Below are 21,666 nucleotides of genomic sequence, written 5' to 3'. Positions count from 1 at the left end.
CATGAACGTTGCATTGGTTCAATCGACAACGGATGCGCTTGGCGAATTGTTCGCCGCGGCGCGCAGCCGTTTGCCCGGATCGGGTCCGGTTGCCGAAGTCCGTCAGAATGCCTTCGACGACTTCGTCCGCCGCGGCCTGCCGCACCGGCGCATCGAGGAATGGAAGTACACCGATCTGCGCGCGCTGCTGCGCGAGGTCGCGCCGTTGGCTGCTGCACCGGATCAGGCCGACCTGACCCGCGCGGCAAAGGCAATCAAGGCGCTCGGCATCGAGAATACGCAGAAGCTGGTGCTGGTGGACGGCGTGTTCACGCCGCAACTCTCGGACGTGACCACGCTGGAAGCGGGTGTTCACCTGCGGACCCTGCGTGAAGTCCTTGAGGACGGCGGCAACAAGGTGCGCGCCGATCTGCTGCAGACCAGCGTCGCATCGGATGCGATGATTTCGCTGAATGCCGCACTGGCGACGGACGGTGTTGTTGTCGACGTGGCCGAAGGCGTCACGCTGACCAAGCCGATTCATATCGTGCATGTCGCGACCGATTCCGGCACCTCGCTGGTGACGCGCTCGCTGCTGAAACTGGCGAAGGGCGCGCAGGCAACGCTCGTGGAGAGCTTTGTCGCTGCGGAGGGTGCAAAGTCCTATCAAACCCACGACTCCGTCGTGATCTGGATCGGCGATGAGGCCGAGCTGCAGCACGTCCGCCTGATGGAAGATGCGCTCGATGCGGCGCATGTGACAACGGGCATCTTCACCATCGGCGCGAAGGCGAAGCTGAATACGTTCAACCTGACCAATGGCGGCAGCGTCAGCCGGTATCAGGGCTTCATCAGGTTCGCCGGCGAGGGCAGCGAACTGACGACAAACGGCGTCAACCTGCTCGGTGCTCGCCGCCACGGCGACACCACGCTGGTGGTCGATCATGCGGTGCCGCATTGCTCGAGCCGCGAAGTTTTCCGCGCGGTGCTCGATGACCGTGCGCATTCCGTGTTCCAGGGTCGCATCATTGTGCAGCCCGACGCACAGAAGACTGACGGCAAGATGATGACCCGCGCGCTGCTTCTGTCGGACGAGGCCGAAGCGGACAGCAAGCCGGAGCTGGAAATCTTCGCGGATGACGTGACGTGCGGTCACGGCGCGACGGCCGGTGCGCTAGATGAGAGCTTGCTGTTCTATCTGCGTGCGCGCGGCCTTCCGGAGAAGGAAGCGCAGGCGCTTCTGATCGCCGCCTTCGTCGGTGAAGCCATCGAGTCGATCGTGGATGACAATCTGCGCGACGTCGCGATGGCGGCTGCCGGACGATGGCTGGCGGTGCGGGGCTGATCATGCATCCGGCTGTTGCCAACGGCTCATACGATGTCGAGCGGGTCCGCCAGGATTTTCCGGCGCTCGCGCTGAAGGTCTACGGCAAGCCGCTTGTCTATCTCGACAACGCCGCATCGGCGCAAAAGCCGAACGCAGTGCTCGATCGCATGAGCGAAGCCTACAAGTCCGAATACGCCAATGTGCATCGCGGATTGCACTATCTCGCCAATGCGGCAACCGATGCCTATGAGGGCGGCCGCACGCGGGTTGCGCAATTCCTGAATACAAAGCGCAATGAAGAAATCATCTTCACGCGTAATGCCACCGAGGCAATCAACCTCGTCGCGTCGTCATGGGGCGCTCCGAACATCAAGGAGGGCGACGAGATCGTCCTCTCGATCATGGAGCATCACTCCAACATCGTGCCGTGGCACTTCTTGCGCGAACGGCAGGGCGCCGTTCTCAAGTGGGCGCCGGTCGATGACGAAGGCAATTTCCTGATCGAGGAGTTCGAGAAGCTCCTGACGCCGAAGACGAAGATCGTCGCGATCACGCAGATGTCGAATGCGCTGGGCACTGTCGTGCCCGTCAAGGAGGTCGTGAAGATCGCCCATGCCCGCGGCATTCCGGTGCTGGTCGATGGCAGTCAGGCGGCTGTGCATCAGACCATCGACGTGCAGGACATCGACTGCGATTTCTACGTCTTCACCGGCCACAAGCTCTATGGGCCGACCGGTATTGGCGTGCTCTACGCGAAATACGATCATCTGGTTGCGATGCGCCCGTATAACGGCGGCGGCGAGATGATCCGTGAGGTGACGAAGGACTGGGTCACCTATGGCGATCCGCCGCACAAGTTCGAGGCCGGTACACCGGCGATCGTCGAGTCCATCGGGCTTGGCGCGGCGATTGACTACGTCAATTCGATCGGCAAGGACCGCATCGCGGCCCATGAGCATGATTTGCTGACCTATGCCACCGACCGGCTGCGGGAGATCAATTCCATTCGCGTTATCGGCAATGCCAGGGGCAAGGGACCAGTGATCTCTTTTGAAATGGCCGGAGCGCACCCACATGATGTGGCGACGGTCATTGACCGCAGCGGCATCGCGGTCCGGGCAGGAACCCACTGCGTCATGCCGCTTCTGGAGCGATTCAACGTCACGGCGACGTGCCGGGCCTCATTCGGCATGTATAATACGCGCGCTGAAGTCGATCAGTTGGCGCAGGCGCTTATCAAGGCGCGGGAGCTCTTCGCATGAACGACACCGTCCAGACAGCCGAACCGGCAGGCCTGAAGTTCGATACCCAGTCGGCGCTGCCGCCCGAGGAAACCGAACGTCTCGGCACCGATATCGTGGCCGCGCTGAAGACCGTCTTCGACCCGGAAATTCCGGCGGACATCTATGAACTCGGCCTGATCTACAAGGTCGACATCAAGGATGACCGCTCGGTGGACGTCGAGATGACGCTGACCACGCCAAACTGTCCCGCCGCCGGCGAATTGCCGACCATGGTGGAGAACGCGGTGGCGAGCGTCGCGGGCGTCGGTCCCGTCAGCGTCAACGTGGTCTGGGAACCGACCTGGACCCCTGACCGGATGTCCGACGAGGCGCGCCTCGTCCTCAACATGTGGTGAGCTGACACGACTCAGTTTCGGTATCTATTCTGCATTTCAGGGCGGCCTTGAACCGCCACGAGGAATGAACAAATGACCGGTATGACGCCAAATGCTCCCTCTCCATCCAAGCCCGCTGTGCGCCCGCGCCCTCAGGTGATGCGCCTGACGGACGCCGCGGCATCGCGCGTCAAGGAGCTCGCCGAACGTGCGGACTCTGAAATCGTCGGTCTGCGCGTCGGCATCAAGAACGGCGGTTGCGCCGGCCAGTCCTACACGGTCGAATATGCCCACGACGTGAAGCCGACCGACGAGGTTGTGGAAGACAAGGGCGTGAAGATCCTTGTCGATCCGAAGGCGGTCCTGTTTCTGCTGGGCACCGAGATGGACTACAAGGCCGACAAGATGCAGGCCCAGTTCGTGTTCAACAATCCGAACCAGATCAGCGCCTGCGGCTGCGGCGAGTCCGTTCAGCTCACGCCTGCGAAGATCGACGGCTGAGAGCACGGTCCGGCTTTGCCCACCCTCGGGTCACGCCCGAGGGCATGCTTTTGCGGAATACGCGCATGGACCGTGACCACCTGATCGATCTTTTCTCCGAGTTCGGGCCGATCTCCCTGCGCAAGATGTTCAGCGGCTTCGGCATCACCGCCGATGGCGTGAACTTCGCCATGGCGCTGCGCGCGGGGATTATCTTTCGGGTCGATGAATTGACCATCCCTCGCTATGACGCCGAAGGCGCCAAGCCGTTTCAGTACGACACCCGCAACAAGACCGTTGTCGTCAATTCCTACCGTCATTTGCCGGAACGGCTTTATGACGATCCGGAAGAGCTTGCGGAATGGGCGCGCGAGGCCGTGGGCGCTGCGAAGCGTGCCGCTGCGAGGAAGTCGGGCGTAAGGAAGCGTGCGCCGAAGAAAGTGGCGAAGCCCGCAGCGAAGAAAGCCAAGCCGCCTAAAAGCAAAAGAGCCCCGGCAAAGGTTGCCAAGGGCAGGAAAGCCGCTTCCAAACGCAGCAGCGCGAAGAAGCGTCAGGCGACCTGAATGCGCTCAGTCGGCGAAAACTCGGGATCGGCTTCGCAGATCACGCGGTTGCGGCCGTTGCGCTTGGCGGCATAGAGGCAGGCATCCGCGCGTTCGATCAGCCGGTCGCGATCGTCGCCGGGTTGCAGCATCGAAACGCCGACAGAGATGGTGACGCGGCCGAGGATTTCGCCGGTCGATTTCTTCTTGAGCTGTTTCGACATCACCGCGCGGCGGATGTTGTCGGCCACCGTGAGCGCCTGACGCAGGGCTGTATTCGGCAGTACCACGGCGAATTCCTCGCCACCGTAGCGCGCCGTAATGTCCTGCCCCTTGGTGGTCTGCTTCAGCGACATTGCCACCAGGCGCAGCACCTGGTCGCCGGTGAGGTGGCCGTAGTTGTCGTTGAAAGACTTGAAGTAGTCGATATCGAGCATCAGCAGCGATAGCGGCTCGCCGCATTTCGCAGCATGTGCGACCGCGTTTTCGATGGCGCGGTCGAAGAACTTGCGGTTGCCCAGCGAGGTGAGGGGGTCGGTCAGGCTTTCGTTGCGGATCGCTTCGAGGCTGTGCTGGAGGCTGCTGATCTGCTGCTTCGACGTGGCGAGGCGTGTTTCCAGCGCGCGGTTGGTTTCCTGCATTTCGCGCGTGGTGGCGACAAGCGCTTCCACCACGGCCTTGACCTGCTCGCGGTCCCGCGCGCCGGACAGCTTCTGGGTCGCGCCTTCCAGATTGCGTCCGAACGTGGATGTCATCCCGAGCGCATCCGTGATGAGGTTCATCACGTCGTCGATCTCGTTGATCACCCGCGTGCCGACGGTGTCGATACGCTCGGTGGTCCGGGTCTGGGAGAGGTAGGTTTCGTAGATCTGTTCGAGATCGGCTTCGGTCAGCTTGCCGTTGCGGCTGAGGGTCTCGTTGATGATCTTGTTGAGCGCTGCGTTGTAGCCGGTCGCGTAGATGTACCAGATTTCATAGTTCCGGGGCACTGCGTTCTGGCGCAAGGATCGGATTTGACCCAATGCGACTTCAGCGAACGCCAATGTACGTTCGTATTCTTCCAGAAGGCCAATCACGTTCAGTGCCTTTCAAAGGCGAGCTTCTGCCCGCCCTTTCGATGAAATGGCTAAAACTATACTGGGCACGTTAAGGGATGAGAATGAATGACCCGTAAACGGTTCCAATCCGCAGACGGGTCAATCGGTTGCGGCTATCCGCGCGCGCGGACGGGGCGCAGCAGAAATGCCGGAAGATGCGAGTGATCGCCAGGTTCGGCATGCTGTTCGCGCGCTGCGACCGGCATCGGGCGTCCGATGGATGGTGCTTGCTGCGGTGCAGCTCGTTCGGCGGCGGCATGCGGCTTGCGTTCGCCGTTATTCGGCTTGCGGGACTTGTTGCGGCCACCACGCGTCCGCTGGGACTCGCGGCGCGGCTTGCGTTCTTCCGATGCATGTTCGCCGGTATGGTCTGCAACCGGAGCTTCTTCGGACTGCACCACTGCAACGTCCGCACGCGCGATCGGCTGTCCGATCAGCTTTTCGATGGCAGCGAGGGATTTCTGGTCGGCGGGGCTGACGATCGAAATCGCCGTTCCGAGACGGCCCGCGCGGCCGGTACGGCCGATGCGATGGACGTAATCGTCCGGATGATGGGGCACATCGAAATTGAAGACGTGGCTGACTTCCGGAATGTCGAGGCCGCGCGCCGCGACATCGGAAGCGACAAGCAGGGGCAGTTCACCCTTGCGGAATTGATCGAGCGAGGCGGTACGGGCTGACTGATCCATATCCCCGTGCAGCGCGCCGACGCTGAAGCCATGTTTCTGCAGGGATTTATAAACAACCGCGACATCCCGCTTGCGGTTGCAGAAGATGATCGCGTTCTTGAGGTCTTTAGCGTCACGCAGCAACTGCCGGAGCATTTCGCGCTTCTCGTGCGGTTCACGGCCGGTGTTGACGTGGAACTGGGTGACTGTGACCGCGGTCGAGGCCGGCTTCGAGACTTCGACCTTGACCGGATTGTGCAGGAAGGTCTCGGTGATGCGCCGGATTTCCGACGGCATGGTCGCGGTGAAGAACAGGGTCTGGCGGGTGAACGGGACGAGCTTGCAGATGCGCTCGATGTCCGGAATGAAGCCCATGTCCAGCATGCGGTCGGCTTCGTCGATCACCAGCACCTCGATGCCGGTCAGCAGCAGCTTGCCGCGCTCGGTGTGGTCGAGCAGGCGGCCCGGGGTCGCGATCAGCACGTCGACGCCACGGGACAGTTTGAGGTCTTGATCGCCGAACGACACGCCGCCGATCAGCAGCGCCACGTTGAGCTTCTGGCCGGCGCCATATTTGTCGAAGTTCTCTTTGACCTGAGCGGCGAGTTCGCGGGTCGGCTCCAGGATCAGCGTGCGCGGCATTAGCGCGCGGGCGCGGCCCTTTTCGAGCAGCGTGATCATGGGAAGGGTGAAGGCAGCGGTCTTGCCGGTGCCGGTCTGGGCGATGCCGAGCACGTCTCGCCGGGAGAGGACGTGGGGGATCGCCTGTTCCTGAATGGGGGTTGGGGTGGTGTAACCGGTGGCCGCGACTGCGGCGAGAACCTTGTCGGACAGGCCGAGATTGGAAAAGGACATTGAGCCTCTGTTTTTGGCATGATCTGGCCGAAAACTACTTTTCGGATCATGCCTTTGGTCGAAATCGCCGTCCTGACTCTGGAAAAATGCTGTCGCGCTCACCCCGGAACGGCACGCTTTATGGGCACGGGGAGGAGTTATTTCGCCGACAGACGGCAGGTCAGGAACTCACATTTCCGATTCTGACCGCGTTGCAGCGGAACATAGGCCGGAAACGCTGAAAGTCAATGAATTTGACGGTAAAAGCCGCGAAAAACCTTAATACGACAACAAGTTGAAGGACTTTGACGTTCCGGAGAGTTCCCTGAACCACCTTCCCGGGCCGGACGACTATGAGATACTAACCGCCAGAACCGGGCCTGCCCGCCGGGCGGGACGTCAGGGGACGGCATGATGAGAACATACTCGTTCAGGGTTTTGACAGGCCTCTTCGTGATGATGACGGCCTTCGTGGCTCCGGCTTCGGCCGAGAAGCGGGTCGCGCTGGTGATCGGCAATAACGATTATCGCAACGTGCCTCCATTGCAGAAGGCCGTGAACGATGCGCGCACCATGAGCGATGCGCTCAAGCAACTCGGGTTCACGGTGCTGTTTGCCGAGAACCAGAACCGCAAGGCCTTCAGCGAAACCATGCTGGCTTTCGACAAGGCGGTCGAGCCGGGCGACACCGCGTTCTTCTTCTTCGCAGGACATGGGTTCGAGATCAACGGACAGAACTATCTGCTGCCAACCGACATCGACGCGGTGAAGCAGGGGCAGGAAGAACTGATCCGCGACGGCGCGTTTGCTGCCGAGCGCGTGATCTCGCGTCTGCAGGCGCGCGGCGCGCGCACCTCGATTTTTGTGTTCGATGCCTGCCGCAACAATCCGTTCGAGGCGACCGGCACCCGCGCGCTGGGCGGCACCGGCGGACTTGCGCCGATCTCGCCGCCGGAAGGTGTGTTCGTGATTTTCTCCGCAGGCGCCAAGCAGACCGCGCTCGATCGCCTCAACGACAACGATCCCAATCCGAATTCGGTTTTCACCCGGACTTTTGTGCGCGAACTGGCGCAGCCGGGTTTGAACCTTGTGCAGATCGCCAAGCGCACGCAGTCCGACGTGCGCAAGCTGACGATGGCCGCAAACCGGATGCAGACGCCGGCCTATTACGACCAGATCGTCGGCGATTTCGTCTTGAAGCCCGCCAAGGAAGGCGAGCGCGCCATTGCCGTCGAGGCACAGACCCAGGTTGCCGCGCTGCCCGTGCAGCCGACGCCGCCCCTTGTGATCGACAACGGCAATGCCCCGATCGCGAGCTTCATGCGCCACAACGGCGGATGGTCGATTGCGTTCTCCATCGCCGATCCGGCGCTGGCGATTTCCTGGCGGCTCGGGGAGAGCGGCGAATTCAGGGAGACCGGTTTCACCGATGCGCTCGATCCGCGCACGCGGCGGCGCATGCCAAATCCTTCAATTGAGCTGCCGAGCGATGCGCCGGCCGCGACCATCCAGGTGCGCTATGTCGATCCCACCGGCCAGATGCAGGGACCGTTCCCGATCAAGTTCGATCCGGAAGCCGCGCTGATCGCCAGCCACCGCAAGCTGCTGGACATGACCTCCAATAGCTGGCTCTCGTTCGGCGGTTACAGCGGACCGCTGGTTTACTATTCGCAGATCCTGTCCTTCCGCTGCGCGGTGCGGGAAATGCGCATCGGCATCGACACGACTGTGCCCAATCAGGTGGTAAAAATTCCGCCGTGCAATCCGAAGGACCCGTCTGCGATTCCGGAAAACGCAGCGTCCTATATGAAGATTCCGGCGTCGACGCGATCCGTGTCGGTCGAACTGACCTATCAGGACGGCAGTCTGTCGGAGATCAAGAACTTCCGGCGATGAGAGCCGCGTGCCTCGCTCACTGCACGGAATAGCCGCCATCCACCGGGATCGCGGTGCCCGTCACGAAGTCGGACGCGGATGATGCAAGGAACACCGCGGCGCCGGCGAGATCGCCGATATTTCCCCAGCGTTTGGCGGGCGTGCGGTTGAGCACATTTTCATTAAGGCCGGGAATCTGGCTGCGCGCGGTTCTTGTGAGGTGGGTATCAATCCAGCCGGGCAGGATGGTATTGGCCTGAATGTTGTCCGCCGCCCATGACACGGCAATCGACCTGGTGAACTGCACGATGCCGCCCTTGCTGGCGGCATAGGCGGGGGCATAGCTTGCGCCGAAGATCGACATCATCGACCCGATGTTGATGATCTTGCCGCCGCCTGCCTGCTTCATCACGGGATAAACCGCTTTCGAGCAGATAAAAGCGCTGGTGAGGTTGGTGTCGATCACCTTGTTCCAGTCATCCAGTTCGAGCAGATGAGCAGGCTGGCGCACGCTCATGCCGGCATTGTTGATCAGGATGTCGATCCTGCCGCGCAGCAGAAGGGTCGTTTCCACCATTGCCGCAACGGACGCCTTGTCTGTCACGTCCACGGAGACGGCGAGCGCGCTGACGCCGAGCGCTTCGATTTCGCACGCGGCCTCCGCGGATTTCTCGTTGTTGCGCCCGGCGATCACAATGCCTGCACCCGCGCGTGCAAGTCCGCGCGCCATGCCGAGGCCGATACCGCCATTGCCGCCGGTGACGATGGCGATCTTACCAGTGAGGTCGAAAGGGGATGATGTCATTTTTTTCTCCGCTGCGGTCTTCGCCGCTCGCGGGGATCAAATCACATCGAAAAGCTGCCGCCTAGCGGCGTTGCGCGAACACGATCGCCAGCAAGCCGGCAATGGCCAGACCGGCGCCGTAGTATGCCCATTGGACCTGGCTGATCATGAAACTGGATTGCGGCCAGTTCACGTAACCGGTGCCTTGGCCAACCCATAGGAGGCCGACAGCAATCGCGAGGCCGCCGATGATTGAGAGTGTGGACTTCATCTCGGAGATACGCGCCAGCCGCGAAGTGGTTTCAAATGGGGATTATACGTCCAGCAATTCCTCGCTGGCGAACTCCGCCTTGTCGGAAATGAAGGCGAAGCGCGCTTCAGCCTTGGTGCCCATCAGGCGCTCGACCGAATCGGCGGTGCCTTCGCGATCGTCCGGTAGCAGCACGACGCGCAGCATGGTGCGCTTCGCCGGGTCCATGGTGGTTTCCTTCAACTGCGCAGGCATCATTTCGCCGAGGCCTTTGAAGCGGCCGATATCGACCTTGGCGTTGGCGTGGAATTCCTTCTTGAGCAGTTCATCGCGATGTTTCTCGTCGCGGGCGTAGAAGGTTTTGGAGCCATGAGTGAGGCGATAGAGCGGAGGCACCGCCAGATAGAGGTGACCCTCGTCGATCAGGCGCGGCATCTGGCGGTAGAAGAACGTGATGAGCAGCGAGGCGATATGCGCGCCGTCCACGTCTGCGTCGGTCATGATGATGATACGGGAGTAGCGCAGATCCTCTTCACGGTACTGCGCGCCAATGCCGGCCCCGATGGCCTGGATGAGATCGGCAAGCTGCGCGTTGGCGGTGAGCTTGTCCTTGGTGGCGGAGGCGACGTTGAGGATCTTGCCGCGCAGAGGCAATACAGCCTGCGTCTTGCGGTCGCGCGCCTGCTTGGCGCTGCCGCCTGCGGAATCGCCTTCGACGATGAAAAGCTCGGAGCCTTCGGTCGCGCTGTTGGTGCAGTCGGCCAGCTTGCCCGGCAGGCGCAGCTTCTTCACCGCGGTCTTGCGCGAGGTTTCCTTCTCGGCGCGGCGGCGCAGCCGCTCGTCCGCGCGCTCGACCACGAATTCGAGCAGCTTGTTGGCCTGCACCGGATTGCCGGTCAGCCAATGATCGAACGGGTCCTTGATGGCCTGCTCGACAATCTTCTGCGCTTCAGCAGTGGCGAGGCGATCCTTGGTCTGGCCCTGGAATTCCGGTTCGCGCACGAACACCGAGAGCATGGCGGCCGCGCCGACCATCACGTCTTCGGACGTGATGGAGGAGGCCTTTTTGCCTTGCCCAATGCGCTCGGCGTAGTCCTTCAATCCGCGCAGCAGCGCGCTGCGGAAACCGGCTTCGTGCGTGCCGCCATCGGGCGTCGGAACGGTGTTGGTGTAGGACGACAGGAAGCCGTCGGCGTCCGCGGTCCATGCCACGGCCCATTCGCAAGCGCCATGCGCGCCGTTACGGCCGGACTTACCGGAGAAGATGTCCGGGTGAACCAGCGTGTCGGCGTGGATCGCTGCCGCCAGATAATCCTTCAGGCCGCCAGGGAAATGGAAGGTCGCCTCGGGCGGCACTTCCTCGATGCCCTTCAGCAGTTCGGGATCGCAGCGCCAGCGGATTTCGACGCCGCCAAAGAGATACGCTTTGGAGCGCGCCATCTTGAACAGCCGCTGCGGCTTGAAGTGCGCCTTCGCCCCGAAGATGTCGGTGTCCGGCTTGAAGCGGACGCTGGTGCCGCGCCGGTTGTGAACCTTGCCGAGTTCCTCGAGCTTGCCCTTCGGCTTGCCGCGCTCGAACGTCATCCGGTAGAGCTGCTGATTGCGCGCGACCTCGACCACAAGCTCGGAGGAGAGGGCGTTCACCACCGACACGCCGACGCCATGCAGACCGCCGGAGGTCTCATAGACCTTGGAGTCGAATTTGCCGCCCGCGTGAAGCGTGCACATGATGATTTCGAGTGCGGACTTTTTCGGGAATTTCGGATGCGGGTCGACTGGAATGCCGCGGCCGTTGTCCATGACCGTGAGATAGCCGTCAGCGCCGAGATGCACGTCGATGAAGGTCGCATGGCCAGCCAGCGCCTCGTCCATCGAGTTGTCGATCACTTCGGCAAAGAGGTGGTGCAGCGCCTTCTCGTCGGTGCCGCCGATATACATGCCGGGACGGCGGCGGACGGGCTCTAGGCCCTCCAGCACTTCGATGTCCTGCGCGGTATAGCCGGCCTCGGCGCCCGACGGTCGGGCAGCGGCCTTCGCGGGCGCACGGGACTTCCCGCCCTGCGACGCGAACAGGTCTGTGTCCGTTTTCTCTTTTTTATTCAGTGATTTAGCCATGCTTCTTAAATCTTGATAGATCGTGATCGGAGGACGAATCGTCAGGCTGTTACTATGCCACGGTTAGAGCAGCAAATGTGACGCAGGCAGTTCCCGTACAGGTGCCCATTGGCCGTGGTATCTGGAATTAGGGGAACCGGCAGATTCGATAAGCCGGATTGGGACATAGTATGACGTTCGAGGAAATGACGCGCGGACTGGCGGAGTTCGTCCGCGACCATCAGATGTGGGCGATGCCGGTCGTCTTCGCGCTTGCGTTCGCGGAGTCGTTGGCCTTTCTCTCGCTGATCATTCCGGCCTGGGGCGCGCTGGTCTCGATCGGCGCACTGATCGGCGTCAGCGGCATCAGTTTCTGGCCGGTCTGGATCGCGGGCGGATTGGGCGCGGCCTGCGGCGACTGGCTGTCCTACTGGATCGGCGTCAAATTCCACGATCGCATCGCGCATATGTGGCCGATGTCGAGTTTCCCCGACATGCTGCCGCGTGCGGAACGCTTCATGAAGAAGTGGGGCGTGCTCGGCATTTTCATCGGGCGCTTCTCCGGCCCGCTGCGTGCAACCGTGCCATTGGTCGCCGGCGTTGTGGAAATGGAGTACTGGCACTTCCAGTTTGCGAATTTCGCCTCCGCGTTTCTATGGGCAGGCTTGCTGATGGCGCCCGGCATGTTCGGCGTCAAACTGCTCATGTGACAGAACCTGCTCCTTCAAGCCCGTCGTGATCGGAATAGTACGGCACCGGCTATCGCTGGGTGCCAGCCCCCTGGAATCCGGTCATCTGACCTGCGGATCATCGCTTGACGGCAAATGGGCGCGGACTTATATCCGCGCTCATGATTTTGAGCGCAACCATCACCGCCGCCCGCCGCCGCCGCATTTTCGCGGTATGGGCGGTCGATTGCGTTTGAAAATCACCCCCGTGCCGCCGGAGATAACCCGCGGCACATTTTGCTTCCCACAACACGCGGTTTGATCTCAGGCGGCTCCTCGCAGAAGCAGGAGATAGCCATGTACGTTCCACCCGCCTTCCGAGTTGACCGCGCCACTTGCCTCGCGTTCGCTGCCGCGCGCGGGTTCGGGCTGGCCTGCGCTCATGACGGCGACAAGCCGGTCGCGTCGCCGGTGCCGTTCTATATCGAGTATGGAAGCGACGGCACCCCGCTGCTGTGCTTTCACCTGGCGCGTCATAACCCGCTGATCGCGCACGCCGACGGCGTGACACCATGGCTGTTCGCGGTGAATGAGGCGGACGCCTATGTGTCGCCCGATTGGTACGTGTCGCCGGATCAGGTGCCGACCTGGCTCTACCGGTCGGTTCACATGACCGGTGCTGTGCGAATTATGACAGGGCAGCAACTGCCCGATCATCTCAATCAGGCCAGCGCCGGGTTCGAGAACGATCTCGCGCCGAAAAAGCCCTGGACGGCGGACAAGATGTCACCCGGCCGGTTCGAGGCGATGATGAAGGCCATCGTGGGGCTGGTCATGACCGTCGAGGAGGTCGAGGGCAGCTTCAAGCTGAACCAGCATAAATCCGACGCGGATCATGTTGCGGTGACCCGCGCTTTGGCCTTACAGACATCGGCGGGCGCGGGCATCCTGTCGGCTGCGATGCGCGCCATGCGCCCGCAGGCTTTTACCGGCGACGACAATGAAATGTTGAGCACTGCGCACGAAGGGATCGCGCCATGAGCACGAAGAAGAAAATCGGCATTCTCGGAGCCTCCGGCTACACCGGGGCGGAGCTTGTCCGGCTGCTGCTGCGCCATCCCCGCGTGGAAATTGCCCTGCTGACCGCCGACCGGCGGGCAGGGCAGATGATGGGCGACGTGTTTCCGCAATTTGCGCCTTACGATCTGCCGCGGCTGGTGACTATCGACGAGGTCGACTTGGCGAACGCAGGACTCGATCTCGTGTTCTGTGCGCTGCCGCACGCCACCACGCAGAAGGTGTTGAAGGACGTTCTCGCCAAGGGGCCGGGCATCAAGATCGTCGATCTCTCAGCCGACTTCCGGCTGGAAGATCCTGCGGCCTATGCGAAGTGGTACGGCCATGAGCATCATGCACTCGAACTGCAGAAGGAAGCTGTCTACGGACTCGCGGAAGTCTACCGGCGCGATATCAAGAAGGCGCGGCTGGTCGCCAATCCGGGATGCTACACTACCTGCGCGCAACTGCCGCTGATCCCATTGCTGAAGGCCAAGGCGATCGAGCCGGACGAGATTGTCATCGATGCCAAATCCGGCATGACCGGCGCGGGCCGCTCGGCAAAGGAAGAGATGCTGTTCTCGGAAGTCTCCGAAGGCTTCAACGCCTATGGCGTCGGCCAGCACCGGCACATGGCCGAACTCGATCAGGAGTTTTCCAAAGCCGCGGGCAAGGACGTCGTGGCGTCGTTCACGCCGCATCTGTTGCCGATGAACCGGGGCATCTTCTCGACCATCTATGTGCGGGGACGGCGGGGCAAAATCGCGCAGGACCTGCACGAGATTCTGGTCAAGCAATACGAGAAGGAGCCGTTCGTTCATGTCCTGCCGTTCGGCAAAACACCGCATTCACGGCATGTGCGCGGCTCGAACATGACCTTCATCGGCGTCGCCGCGGATCGCATCCCGGGCCGGGCCATCATTGTCTCGACGCTCGACAACCTCACCAAGGGCGCGTCGGGACAGGCGGTGCAGAACATGAACCTAGTGCTTGGTTTCCCCGAGACCATGGGCATCGACCAGCCGCCGATGTTCCCTTAACGCTGCATCAAATGCGCAAACGAAAAGGGACGGCGATGAGCCGTCCCTTTTTGTTGTCGCGCCGTCAGCGCGCGATCAGAGAATCTTGAAAATCGCGAGCGCGAGAACGGCCTGAGCGGCGAAGCCAATCAGGAATGTGAGGGTGCGCAGCACCGGCACGCCGAGCGAATAAACGATGAGATGGGCCAGCCGCGACCAGAAGTAGACGGCGCAGGCGAGTACGGTCCATTTGGACGAATAGTCGATGGCGTTGAGGATCAGCACCAGCGGCGCGAAAATCACCAGGTTTTCGACCGCATTGTCGTGTGCGAACAGCAGACGGTTTGCCCATTCAGACAATGGCTTGTCGTTGCGCGACGGGTTTGCCATGGCGCCGCCGAGGCCGCGCACCTGGCAGCGGTTGAGAACATAGGGCACCCACAGCAGGCCGGTGAGAATAACGGTCAGCGTCAGCCAGAACAGTTCACGGGTCATCGACGGTTTCCTTCAATCTGTAGGCCCAGCGCGGAGGCCGGTGGAAATGCCTTCATCGCCCCGTCACATAACGGGGCGAGTCGCCGAAGCAAATAACGTGAGAAGTCATAGACGATTGGCGATGCGAGGCCAATGTGGCGAACGGCGTTATTGTCAGGCGCGGACCCGGACATAGCTTCCCGGTGCGTCCTCGATCACCTCGAGCGGTCCGGATGCCGGATTGCGGGCCGGGACCATTTCGGCGTCGATGGTTTCGAGCCACGAGCGCCAGTCCGGCCACCACGATCCCTTGTGCTCCTGCGCATCCTTGACCCAGTCGGCGAGGGTGACATCGCCGATGCGGTCGTTGGTCCAGTACTGATACTTGTTCATCTCCGGCGGGTTGACCACACCTGCGATATGGCCCGATCCGGCGAGAACATACTTCACCGGACCACCGAAGAATTGCGAACCGTACAGCACGGATTCGGCCGGCGCGATGTGATCTTCCTTGGTGGCAAGATTGTAGACTGGCACCTTCACCTTGGAGAGATCGAGCTGGGTATTGTCGATCGCCATGGTGCCCGTAGACAGCCTGTTTTCGAGATAGCAGTTGCGCAGATAGAACGAATGGTTCGCAGCCGGCATGCGGGTGGCATCCGAATTCCAGTGCAGCAGATCGAAGGCGGCGGGCTCCTTGCCCTTGAGATAGTTGCTGACGACATACGACCAGATCAGGTCGTTCGAGCGCAGCATGTTGAAAGCCATCGCCATCTTGCTACCTTCGAGCACGCCGGCGCGGTTCATGTCGCGTTCGAGATTTGAAATCTGGCTTTCATCGACAAATACAAGGAGATCGCCTGCATGGGTGAAATCGACCTGCGCGGCGAGGAAGGTCGCCGATGTCACGCGCACCTGCCGCTTTTCCGCGAGCCATGCCAGCGTTGTCGCCAGCAGCGTGCCGCCGACGCAATAGCCCATGGTGTGAACGCGCATTTCGCCGGTGGCCTTTTCGATGACGTCCATCGCCGTCAACGGGCCTTCGCGCATGTAGTCTTCAAAGGTCTTGCCGCCGAGCTTCTTGTCGGGGTTCACCCATGAGATCAGGAACACCGTGATGCCCTGATTAACGCACCACTGGACGAACGACTTCTCCCGATTGAGATCGAGAATGTAGAACTTGTTGATCCACGGCGGCACGATCAGGAGCGGCGTGCGCAACACGCTTTCAGTCGCGGGCGAGTACTGAATGAGTTGCATGACATCATTCTGATAGATCACCTTGCCCGGTGTCACTGCCACATCGCGGCCGATCTGCAGGTCGCCGGCGGACTGGCGGATCTTGAGGTTGCCGTGTCCGGCTTCGATATCTTCCGCCAGCATCGTCATGCCCCGCACGAGATTGTCGGCGTTGCTGGCCAGCGTATGCCGCAACACCTCCGGATTCGTCAGCACGAAGTTGGAGGGTGAGATCGCGTTTGTGACCTGCTGGACGTAGAACTCGGCCTTCTTGCGCGTATGTGCATCGAGGCCGTCGGCGTTCTTGACCAGATCGTTCGCAGCCTGTGTGGTCAGCAGATAGGCCTGCATGACGAAATCGAAGAACTGGTTGGACTTCCACTCCGGGTCCTGAAAGCGCTTGTCGCGCGGCGAGGGATCGGCGGCGCGTGTGGTTGCCTCTCCTGACAGGCGGCGCGCAGCGCTTGTCATCAGATCGAGATAGGCCTTGCCCAGTTTCGCCTGAACGCTGGCGGCACGCTCCTTGTCGGAGAGCCAGTATTCCGCGACCGACGTGAAGGTCTTTACAAGCTCGTTCAACTCGCCGGGCGGACGATCCTTCGATTCGCCGTTCTCGCGTGGCTTCAGATAAGCGGAGAGCGCGCGACCGCTGGACTCAAGGGCACGTGCGAGATTTGCCGAGAATGCTTCCGGGTCGAAACCTTTGGTGGAGCCGTTGGCGGAATTTGTGCTGAGTTGGGTGTCACTCATCGCTTACTTCTGAACTTTCGTTTCGGTCTGCTGCGAACAACGCGAGTTCGCACGATCATCATGGCATAGTTCGGATCGCTGTGGTGATTTCCATGTGCTGCGTTGCGGCATGATTAATACTTCGGTCACATTAGGGCCTCATGAACACGATCTGCTCTTTGCGAACATGACACGCGGATAACGCTCACCGCCGCCACAGGTTCGTCTGCGATGACAGAGCAGGAATCGTGCCGACTGAGAGCAGGGGACAAAACATTTCTGTGCGATGCCACATGCCACACGGTTGGCGCTCACCGGCTCTGGCCGGTGTGCTGATGCTCGGCCTCGCCCTCGGTGGCTGCGCGAGCCAGATTGCCGACGCGCCTCTGATGGGGTTGCCTGCGAATACGCCCCCCCGGCCAGCGAACCCCGGAGAATATCTTCCTGTCCACGACGTCCCGGCGCCCCGGCAGGAGACGGTGCTGGATCAGGCCCAGCAGGACAAGCTGGAGAAGGAATTGCTCGCGGCCCGCGATCGCCAGACATCCGGCGCCAAGGCAGCCCAGCGCCGCAGCAATTAAGTTTCGCCGCAACTGCGGGTGGTGCTAAAAAGACCACGATTCAATCGCAAAATTGCACATTCTTCGCGGTGCATCCCCGCATTGCGCTCGAATCCGCGTAATATGCTGAAATTCCGCGTTTTCTGCCCCAGTGCCGAATTCCACTTCGGTACAAAACACGGTACCTATCTGTCGTTATCGCCGGCTTTGCCGGCTCCCGGAGCCCCGACCCATGGAAGAGTTTTACCGCATCCGCCGTTTGCCGCCTTACGTGTTTGAACAGGTCAATCGGGCCAAGGCGGCCGCGCGGAACGCCGGGGCCGACATCATCGATATGGGCATGGGCAATCCGGACCTGCCGACCCCGCCGCATGTGATCGAAAAGCTCAAGGAAACCCTGGGCAAGCCGCGCACCGACCGGTACTCCGCCTCAAAGGGCATCACCGGCCTGCGCCGGGCCCAGGCAGCCTATTACGAGCGCCGGTTCGGCGTGAAACTCAATCCCGAAACTCAGGTCGTCGCCACCCTCGGCTCCAAGGAAGGTTTCGCCAACGTCGCGCAGGCGATCACGTCGCCGGGCGATGTGGTCCTGGTGCCGAACCCGAGCTACCCGATTCATGCGTTCGGCTTCCTGATGGCCGGCGGCGTGGTGCGCTCTGTTCCGGCAGAACCTACTCCGGAACTGTTCAGCGCGCTTGAGCGCGCGATCGTTCATTCGATCCCCAAGCCGATCGCGATGATCGCCTGCTATCCGTCGAACCCGACGGCCTATGTCGCGTCGCTGGACTTCTACAAGGACCTGGTGGCCTTCGCGAAGAAGCACGAGATTTTCATTCTCTCCGATCTGGCTTACGCGGAACTGTATTTTGAAGGCGTGCCGCCGCCGTCGGTGCTGCAGGTGCCGGGCGCGATCGACGTCACCGTCGAATTCACGTCGATGTCGAAGACATTCTCGATGGCAGGCTGGCGCATGGGCTTTGCGGTCGGCAACGAGCGCATCATCGCGGCGCTGACCCGCGTGAAATCCTATCTCGACTACGGGGCCTTCACGCCGGTGCAGGTCGCGGCGACCGCCGCGCTCAACGGCCCGCAGGACTGCATCAAGGAAGTGCGCGACATTTACCGCAAGCGCCGCGATGTGCTGGTGGAGACTTTCGGCCGGGCAGGTTGGGATATTCCGCCGCCTGCGGCGTCGATGTTCGCCTGGGCGCCGTTGCCGGAAAAGTTCCGCGATGTCGGCAGCATGGCCTTCGCGACCCTGATGGTCGAGAAGTCCGGCGTGGTGGTTTCACCGGGCGTCGCATTCGGAGAGCACGGCGAAGGCTACGTCCGCATCGCAATGGTGGAAAACGAGCAGCGAATCCGTCAGGCCGCCCGCAATATCCGCCGTTTCCTTGAAAGTGGCGTTGAATCGTTGCACAACGTGGTTCCGCTCGCCAACCGGCGGTAGGCATGATCCCGGAAAGCGGCTTGCCGCTTTCCGGACCCGGTCGCGCCAGGTCCAACTCGAGTTTTCCGGCAGGTTTTTAGCAAGATGGTCGCACCCCTCAAGGTGGGTATCGCGGGCCTCGGCACCGTGGGTGCCGAGGTAGTCCGCCTGATCGAAAGTCAGAGCAGGGTGCTGTCGGCGCGTTGCGGGCGCGGCGTCAAGGTTGTCGCGGTTTCCGCGCGCTCCAAGGCCAAGAAGCGCGGCCTCGACCTGCGCGGAATCGACTGGGCCAAAAATCCACTGGCTCTGGCCAACGATCCACGGATCGACTGCTTTGTCGAATTGATGGGCGGCGCAGGCGAACCTGCACTTTCGGCCATCGAGGCGGCGCTTCGGAACGGCAAATCGGTCGTTACAGCGAACAAGGCGCTGATCGCCAAGCATGGCTCACGACTGGCACAGCTTGCCGAAAATCATGGCGGCGCGTTGAACTATGAGGCTGCCGTCGGCGCAGCCATTCCCGTCATCAAGACATTGCGCGAAGGGCTTGCCGGCACTGGCATCAATCGCGTTTACGGCATTCTCAACGGCACCTGCAATTACATCCTCACAAGGATGGAGCGCGAAGGACTATCGTTCGCCGAGTGCCTCAAGGATGCGCAGCGCCTCGGCTATGCCGAAGCCAATCCGTCGTTCGACGTCGACGGACATGACACCGCGCAGAAGCTCGCCATTCTTGCGAGCCTTGCGTTCGGGACCAAGGTGAACCAGAGCGCGGTCTACGTCGAAGGTATTTCGTCCATTGCGCCGGAAGATTTGCGCGCCGCTGAAGAGCTTGGCTATCGCGTCAAGCTGCTCGGCGTCGCCGTCAAGACTGAGTCCGGCATCGAGCAGCGTGTGCATCCGACCATGGTGCCGCGCTCGTCCTCGATTGCACAGGTGATGGATGTGACCAACGCCGTCACGATTGATGGCGAGGGCATTCCACCGATCACCCTGGTGGGTCCCGGCGCAGGCGGCGCGGCGACAGCTTCGGCTGTGCTCGCAGACATCGCGGATGTTGCGCGCGGTATTCGTGCTGCACCGTTCGGTCGTCCAGTCGACAAGTTGAAGACCACGACCAAGGCGCCGATGAAACGCCATGAGGGCGGTTACTACATTCGCCTGATGGCGCGCGACCTCGCGGGCACGGCGGCGACCATCGCAACGCGCCTGGCCGAGCAGAAGATTTCCATTGAATCGATTGTGCAGCGTCATCCGGACGGCGCAGTCGAACTGGTAAAGGGCCGCGGCAAGCCTTCGCCGGTGCCCGTCATTCTCATCACTTATGCCACCACCGAGGATGCGGTGCGCCGCGCCTTGCATGCCGTCCAGCAAGATCGGGTGATAACGGGCCGTCCGCAGGTCATCCGGATCGAAAAGAACTGACAGGACCGCTCATCCGGCTCCGTCGCCACTTTGTTTGAGGAGTTAGCCAATGTCGTCCGCTACGATTTCCGTTCCGCCGCAGTTGTTGCTGGAACGCATTCTGACACTCGAAATCGTTCGCGTGACGGAACGTGCGGCGGTGTCCGCGGCGCGCCTGAGAGGCCACGGCAACGAAAAGGCCGCCGACCAGGCCGCAGTGGACGCGATGCGGCGCGAGCTCAACAAAATCCCAATCCAGGGCACGGTGGTGATCGGCGAGGGCGAGCGCGACGAAGCGCCTATGCTGTTCATCGGCGAGAAAGTTGGCGCGGAAGGCGGTCCCGACGTGGATATCGCGGTCGATCCGCTGGAAGGCACCACGCTGTGCGCCAAGAATATGCCGGGCGCGATTGCGACCATGGCGATGGCGGAAGGCGGCACGCTGCTGAACGCGCCCGACGTCTACATGCAGAAGATCGCGGTGGGACCGGGCTATCCGAAACACGTCGTCGATCTCGACGCGCCGCCGGCTGAAAACATCCGCCGTCTGGCCCGCGCCAAGGACGTACATCCGTCCGCGATCACCGCGCTGGTGCTGGATCGTCCGCGCCATGCCGACATCATCAACGCGATCCGCTCGACGGGCGCGGCTGTGCGCCTGATCACCGACGGCGACGTGGCGGGCGTCATTCACACCGCCGATTCCGAGAATACCGGCGTCGATATCTACATGGGCACCGGCGGCGCGCCGGAGGGCGTGCTGGCCGCGGCGGCTCTGCGCTGCATCGGCGGCCAGATGCAGTGCCGTCTTATTCTCGACACCGCCGAGAAGCGCGAGCGCGCCACCAAGATGGGCATCAAGGACCACAACATGGTCTATGGCATCGAGGACATGGCGCGGGGCGACTGCCTGTTCGCGGCAACCGGCGTCACTGATGGCTCGCTGCTCTCGGGCGTCAAGTTCCGCAAGAACGTGATCGAGACCGAGACCGTAGTGATGCGCTCCGTCACCGGCACGGTCCGCATCATCAAGGGCGAGCATCGCCAGTTCGAGAAATTCCATCTCGACTAAGCTTAAGGAAATCCCATGACCGATCGCGTTGTCATCCGGCCGCTTCGCATGGATGAGCGCGAGGCGTGGGAGCCGCTCTGGCAGGGTTATCTCAGGTTCTACAAGTCAACGGTCCCTGACGAGACCACGGCGATCACATGGCAGCGATTTCATGACGATGCCGAGCCGATGTACGTGCTCGGCGCATTCGTCGATGACAAGCTGACCGGCATCGTCCATTTTCTCTATCACCGCTCCTGCTGGACTGTCGGCAACTATTGCTATCTGCAGGACCTGTTCGTGAATGAAGGCGCGCGTGGCCACGGCGTCGGCCGCAAGCTGATCGAAGCCGTCTACGAGAAGGCGAGGGCGGCCGGCGCAAGCCGGGTTCACTGGCTGACGCAGTTTGAGAACGCGCGCGCGCAAATCTTGTACGATGAAGTGGCCGACCGGTCCGGCTTCATGCAGTACCGCAAGATTTTTTGA

General features: G+C 61.7%; 21 protein-coding genes. 14 read left to right on the top strand and 7 right to left on the bottom strand.

The genetic code is table 11. The annotated features are described in order from the left end of the window. Position 1: 1 nt before the first annotated feature. From sufD to HMPREF9696_RS05410, 5 genes are all read left to right on the top strand, one after another. Entirely contained in the window at positions 2 to 1,324 is a 1,323-nt protein-coding gene (gene sufD / locus HMPREF9696_RS05430) for a Fe-S cluster assembly protein SufD (RefSeq protein ID WP_002711955.1), read from the top strand. Continuing rightward, entirely contained in the window at positions 1,303 to 2,568 is a 1,266-nt protein-coding gene (locus tag HMPREF9696_RS05425; RefSeq protein ID WP_002711954.1) for a cysteine desulfurase, read from the top strand. The genes sufD and HMPREF9696_RS05425 overlap by 22 nt, the downstream gene beginning before the upstream one ends. Continuing rightward, positions 2,565 to 2,945, top strand: a complete 381-nt coding sequence (locus tag HMPREF9696_RS05420; protein ID WP_002711953.1) for an SUF system Fe-S cluster assembly protein — start codon at positions 2,565 to 2,567, stop codon at positions 2,943 to 2,945. The genes HMPREF9696_RS05425 and HMPREF9696_RS05420 overlap by 4 nt, the downstream gene beginning before the upstream one ends. Before the next feature lie 72 nt (positions 2,946 to 3,017). Then, positions 3,018 to 3,425, top strand: coding sequence for a HesB/IscA family protein (locus HMPREF9696_RS05415; protein WP_002711952.1), 408 nt, complete (start codon positions 3,018 to 3,020; stop codon positions 3,423 to 3,425). 65 nt (positions 3,426 to 3,490) lie between these two features. Then, positions 3,491 to 3,967, top strand: a complete 477-nt coding sequence (locus HMPREF9696_RS05410) for a TfoX/Sxy family protein (protein ID WP_002711951.1) — start codon at positions 3,491 to 3,493, stop codon at positions 3,965 to 3,967. Here HMPREF9696_RS05410 and HMPREF9696_RS05405 read toward each other — a convergent pair. Both HMPREF9696_RS05405 and HMPREF9696_RS05400 read right to left on the bottom strand, forming a co-directional pair. Beyond that, positions 3,955 to 5,022 carry a GGDEF domain-containing protein gene (locus tag HMPREF9696_RS05405; protein WP_002711950.1) on the bottom strand — a complete coding sequence of 356 codons (1,068 nt, stop codon included), beginning with the start codon at positions 5,020 to 5,022 and terminating at the stop codon, positions 3,955 to 3,957. The two genes, HMPREF9696_RS05410 and HMPREF9696_RS05405, sit on opposite strands and share 13 nt — an antisense overlap. Positions 5,023 to 5,156: 134 nt before the next feature. Continuing rightward, complete coding sequence (locus HMPREF9696_RS05400; protein ID WP_002711949.1) at positions 5,157 to 6,566, bottom strand: DEAD/DEAH box helicase; 1,410 nt, start codon at positions 6,564 to 6,566, stop codon at positions 5,157 to 5,159. A 390-nt stretch (positions 6,567 to 6,956) separates the two neighbouring features. On the opposite strand from HMPREF9696_RS05400, the gene HMPREF9696_RS05395 reads away from it, so the two are divergent. Next, the gene (locus HMPREF9696_RS05395; protein ID WP_002711948.1) at positions 6,957 to 8,441 is read left to right on the top strand and encodes a caspase family protein; all 1,485 of its coding nucleotides are present in this window, start codon (positions 6,957 to 6,959) and stop codon (positions 8,439 to 8,441) included. Between the two features lie 16 nt (positions 8,442 to 8,457). On the opposite strand, the gene HMPREF9696_RS05390 is transcribed toward HMPREF9696_RS05395, so the two are convergent. The 3 genes from HMPREF9696_RS05390 to parE form a co-directional block, all read right to left on the bottom strand. Next, the gene (locus HMPREF9696_RS05390; protein WP_002711947.1) at positions 8,458 to 9,225 is read right to left on the bottom strand and encodes a glucose 1-dehydrogenase; all 768 of its coding nucleotides are present in this window, start codon (positions 9,223 to 9,225) and stop codon (positions 8,458 to 8,460) included. 61 nt (positions 9,226 to 9,286) lie between these two features. Next, positions 9,287 to 9,475: a hypothetical protein gene (locus HMPREF9696_RS05385; RefSeq protein ID WP_002711946.1), complete on the bottom strand. Its 189-nt coding sequence runs from the start codon at positions 9,473 to 9,475 to the stop codon at positions 9,287 to 9,289. 42 nt (positions 9,476 to 9,517) lie between these two features. Beyond that, positions 9,518 to 11,569, bottom strand: a complete 2,052-nt coding sequence (parE, locus tag HMPREF9696_RS05380) for a DNA topoisomerase IV subunit B (protein WP_002711945.1) — start codon at positions 11,567 to 11,569, stop codon at positions 9,518 to 9,520. Positions 11,570 to 11,739: 170 nt separating this feature from the next. Between parE and HMPREF9696_RS05375 the strand changes: the two genes are divergently transcribed. From HMPREF9696_RS05375 to argC, 3 genes are all read left to right on the top strand, one after another. Further along, positions 11,740 to 12,258 carry a DedA family protein gene (locus tag HMPREF9696_RS05375; protein WP_002711944.1) on the top strand — a complete coding sequence of 173 codons (519 nt, stop codon included), beginning with the start codon at positions 11,740 to 11,742 and terminating at the stop codon, positions 12,256 to 12,258. A gap of 315 nt (positions 12,259 to 12,573) precedes the next feature. Further along, a complete protein-coding gene (locus HMPREF9696_RS05370; protein WP_002711943.1) occupies positions 12,574 to 13,257 on the top strand; it encodes an FMN-binding negative transcriptional regulator in 684 nt (227 codons plus the stop codon). Further along, the gene (argC, locus tag HMPREF9696_RS05365) at positions 13,254 to 14,312 is read left to right on the top strand and encodes an N-acetyl-gamma-glutamyl-phosphate reductase (protein WP_002711942.1); all 1,059 of its coding nucleotides are present in this window, start codon (positions 13,254 to 13,256) and stop codon (positions 14,310 to 14,312) included. Before HMPREF9696_RS05370 ends, argC begins: the two co-directional genes overlap by 4 nt. A gap of 75 nt (positions 14,313 to 14,387) precedes the next feature. Here the strand turns inward: argC and HMPREF9696_RS05360 are convergent, their stop codons facing one another. Continuing rightward, a complete protein-coding gene (locus HMPREF9696_RS05360; protein ID WP_002711941.1) occupies positions 14,388 to 14,786 on the bottom strand; it encodes an MAPEG family protein in 399 nt (132 codons plus the stop codon). A 153-nt stretch (positions 14,787 to 14,939) separates the two neighbouring features. Beyond that, on the bottom strand, positions 14,940 to 16,754 hold the full coding sequence (locus HMPREF9696_RS05355; RefSeq protein WP_002711940.1) for a PHA/PHB synthase family protein: 1,815 nt from the start codon (positions 16,752 to 16,754) through the stop codon (positions 14,940 to 14,942). Between the two features lie 272 nt (positions 16,755 to 17,026). On the opposite strand from HMPREF9696_RS05355, the gene HMPREF9696_RS05350 reads away from it, so the two are divergent. From HMPREF9696_RS05350 to HMPREF9696_RS05330, 5 genes are all read left to right on the top strand, one after another. Next, positions 17,027 to 17,314, top strand: coding sequence for a hypothetical protein (locus HMPREF9696_RS05350; RefSeq protein WP_002711939.1), 288 nt, complete (start codon positions 17,027 to 17,029; stop codon positions 17,312 to 17,314). A 211-nt stretch (positions 17,315 to 17,525) separates the two neighbouring features. Beyond that, positions 17,526 to 18,743, top strand: coding sequence for an LL-diaminopimelate aminotransferase (locus HMPREF9696_RS05345; RefSeq protein WP_002711938.1), 1,218 nt, complete (start codon positions 17,526 to 17,528; stop codon positions 18,741 to 18,743). A gap of 84 nt (positions 18,744 to 18,827) precedes the next feature. Continuing rightward, the gene (locus HMPREF9696_RS05340; RefSeq protein WP_002711937.1) at positions 18,828 to 20,150 is read left to right on the top strand and encodes a homoserine dehydrogenase; all 1,323 of its coding nucleotides are present in this window, start codon (positions 18,828 to 18,830) and stop codon (positions 20,148 to 20,150) included. A gap of 49 nt (positions 20,151 to 20,199) precedes the next feature. Next, positions 20,200 to 21,201: a class II fructose-bisphosphatase gene (gene glpX, locus HMPREF9696_RS05335; RefSeq protein WP_002711936.1), complete on the top strand. Its 1,002-nt coding sequence runs from the start codon at positions 20,200 to 20,202 to the stop codon at positions 21,199 to 21,201. Between the two features lie 15 nt (positions 21,202 to 21,216). Continuing rightward, a complete protein-coding gene (locus HMPREF9696_RS05330) occupies positions 21,217 to 21,666 on the top strand; it encodes a GNAT family N-acetyltransferase (RefSeq protein ID WP_002711935.1) in 450 nt (149 codons plus the stop codon).

Source organism: Afipia clevelandensis ATCC 49720 (genome assembly GCF_000336555.1).
In the GTDB taxonomy this organism is placed as follows: Bacteria; Pseudomonadota; Alphaproteobacteria; order Rhizobiales; family Xanthobacteraceae; genus Afipia; species Afipia clevelandensis.
Note: the sequence above shows the minus strand (reverse complement) of the source record. Positions and strands in the feature narration are given on the sequence as shown.

Excerpts from the sequence above, each read along its gene's own strand:
- sufD (WP_002711955.1), top strand. The coding sequence starts at position 2 with ATGAACGTTGCATTGGTTCAATCGACAACGGATGCGCTTGGCGAATTG.
- HMPREF9696_RS05425 (WP_002711954.1), top strand. The coding sequence starts at position 1,303 with ATGGCTGGCGGTGCGGGGCTGATCATGCATCCGGCTGTTGCCAACGGC.
- HMPREF9696_RS05420 (WP_002711953.1), top strand. The coding sequence starts at position 2,565 with ATGAACGACACCGTCCAGACAGCCGAACCGGCAGGCCTGAAGTTCGAT.
- HMPREF9696_RS05415 (WP_002711952.1), top strand. The coding sequence starts at position 3,018 with ATGACCGGTATGACGCCAAATGCTCCCTCTCCATCCAAGCCCGCTGTG.
- HMPREF9696_RS05410 (WP_002711951.1), top strand. The coding sequence starts at position 3,491 with ATGGACCGTGACCACCTGATCGATCTTTTCTCCGAGTTCGGGCCGATC.
- HMPREF9696_RS05400 (WP_002711949.1), bottom strand. The coding sequence starts at position 6,566 with ATGTCCTTTTCCAATCTCGGCCTGTCCGACAAGGTTCTCGCCGCAGTC.
- HMPREF9696_RS05395 (WP_002711948.1), top strand. The coding sequence starts at position 6,957 with ATGATGAGAACATACTCGTTCAGGGTTTTGACAGGCCTCTTCGTGATG.
- HMPREF9696_RS05390 (WP_002711947.1), bottom strand. The coding sequence starts at position 9,225 with ATGACATCATCCCCTTTCGACCTCACTGGTAAGATCGCCATCGTCACC.
- HMPREF9696_RS05385 (WP_002711946.1), bottom strand. The coding sequence starts at position 9,475 with ATGAAGTCCACACTCTCAATCATCGGCGGCCTCGCGATTGCTGTCGGC.
- parE (WP_002711945.1), bottom strand. The coding sequence starts at position 11,569 with ATGGCTAAATCACTGAATAAAAAAGAGAAAACGGACACAGACCTGTTC.
- HMPREF9696_RS05375 (WP_002711944.1), top strand. The coding sequence starts at position 11,740 with ATGACGTTCGAGGAAATGACGCGCGGACTGGCGGAGTTCGTCCGCGAC.
- HMPREF9696_RS05370 (WP_002711943.1), top strand. The coding sequence starts at position 12,574 with ATGTACGTTCCACCCGCCTTCCGAGTTGACCGCGCCACTTGCCTCGCG.
- argC (WP_002711942.1), top strand. The coding sequence starts at position 13,254 with ATGAGCACGAAGAAGAAAATCGGCATTCTCGGAGCCTCCGGCTACACC.
- HMPREF9696_RS05360 (WP_002711941.1), bottom strand. The coding sequence starts at position 14,786 with ATGACCCGTGAACTGTTCTGGCTGACGCTGACCGTTATTCTCACCGGC.
- HMPREF9696_RS05355 (WP_002711940.1), bottom strand. The coding sequence starts at position 16,754 with ATGAGTGACACCCAACTCAGCACAAATTCCGCCAACGGCTCCACCAAA.
- HMPREF9696_RS05350 (WP_002711939.1), top strand. The coding sequence starts at position 17,027 with ATGCCACACGGTTGGCGCTCACCGGCTCTGGCCGGTGTGCTGATGCTC.
- HMPREF9696_RS05345 (WP_002711938.1), top strand. The coding sequence starts at position 17,526 with ATGGAAGAGTTTTACCGCATCCGCCGTTTGCCGCCTTACGTGTTTGAA.
- HMPREF9696_RS05340 (WP_002711937.1), top strand. The coding sequence starts at position 18,828 with ATGGTCGCACCCCTCAAGGTGGGTATCGCGGGCCTCGGCACCGTGGGT.
- glpX (WP_002711936.1), top strand. The coding sequence starts at position 20,200 with ATGTCGTCCGCTACGATTTCCGTTCCGCCGCAGTTGTTGCTGGAACGC.
- HMPREF9696_RS05330 (WP_002711935.1), top strand. The coding sequence starts at position 21,217 with ATGACCGATCGCGTTGTCATCCGGCCGCTTCGCATGGATGAGCGCGAG.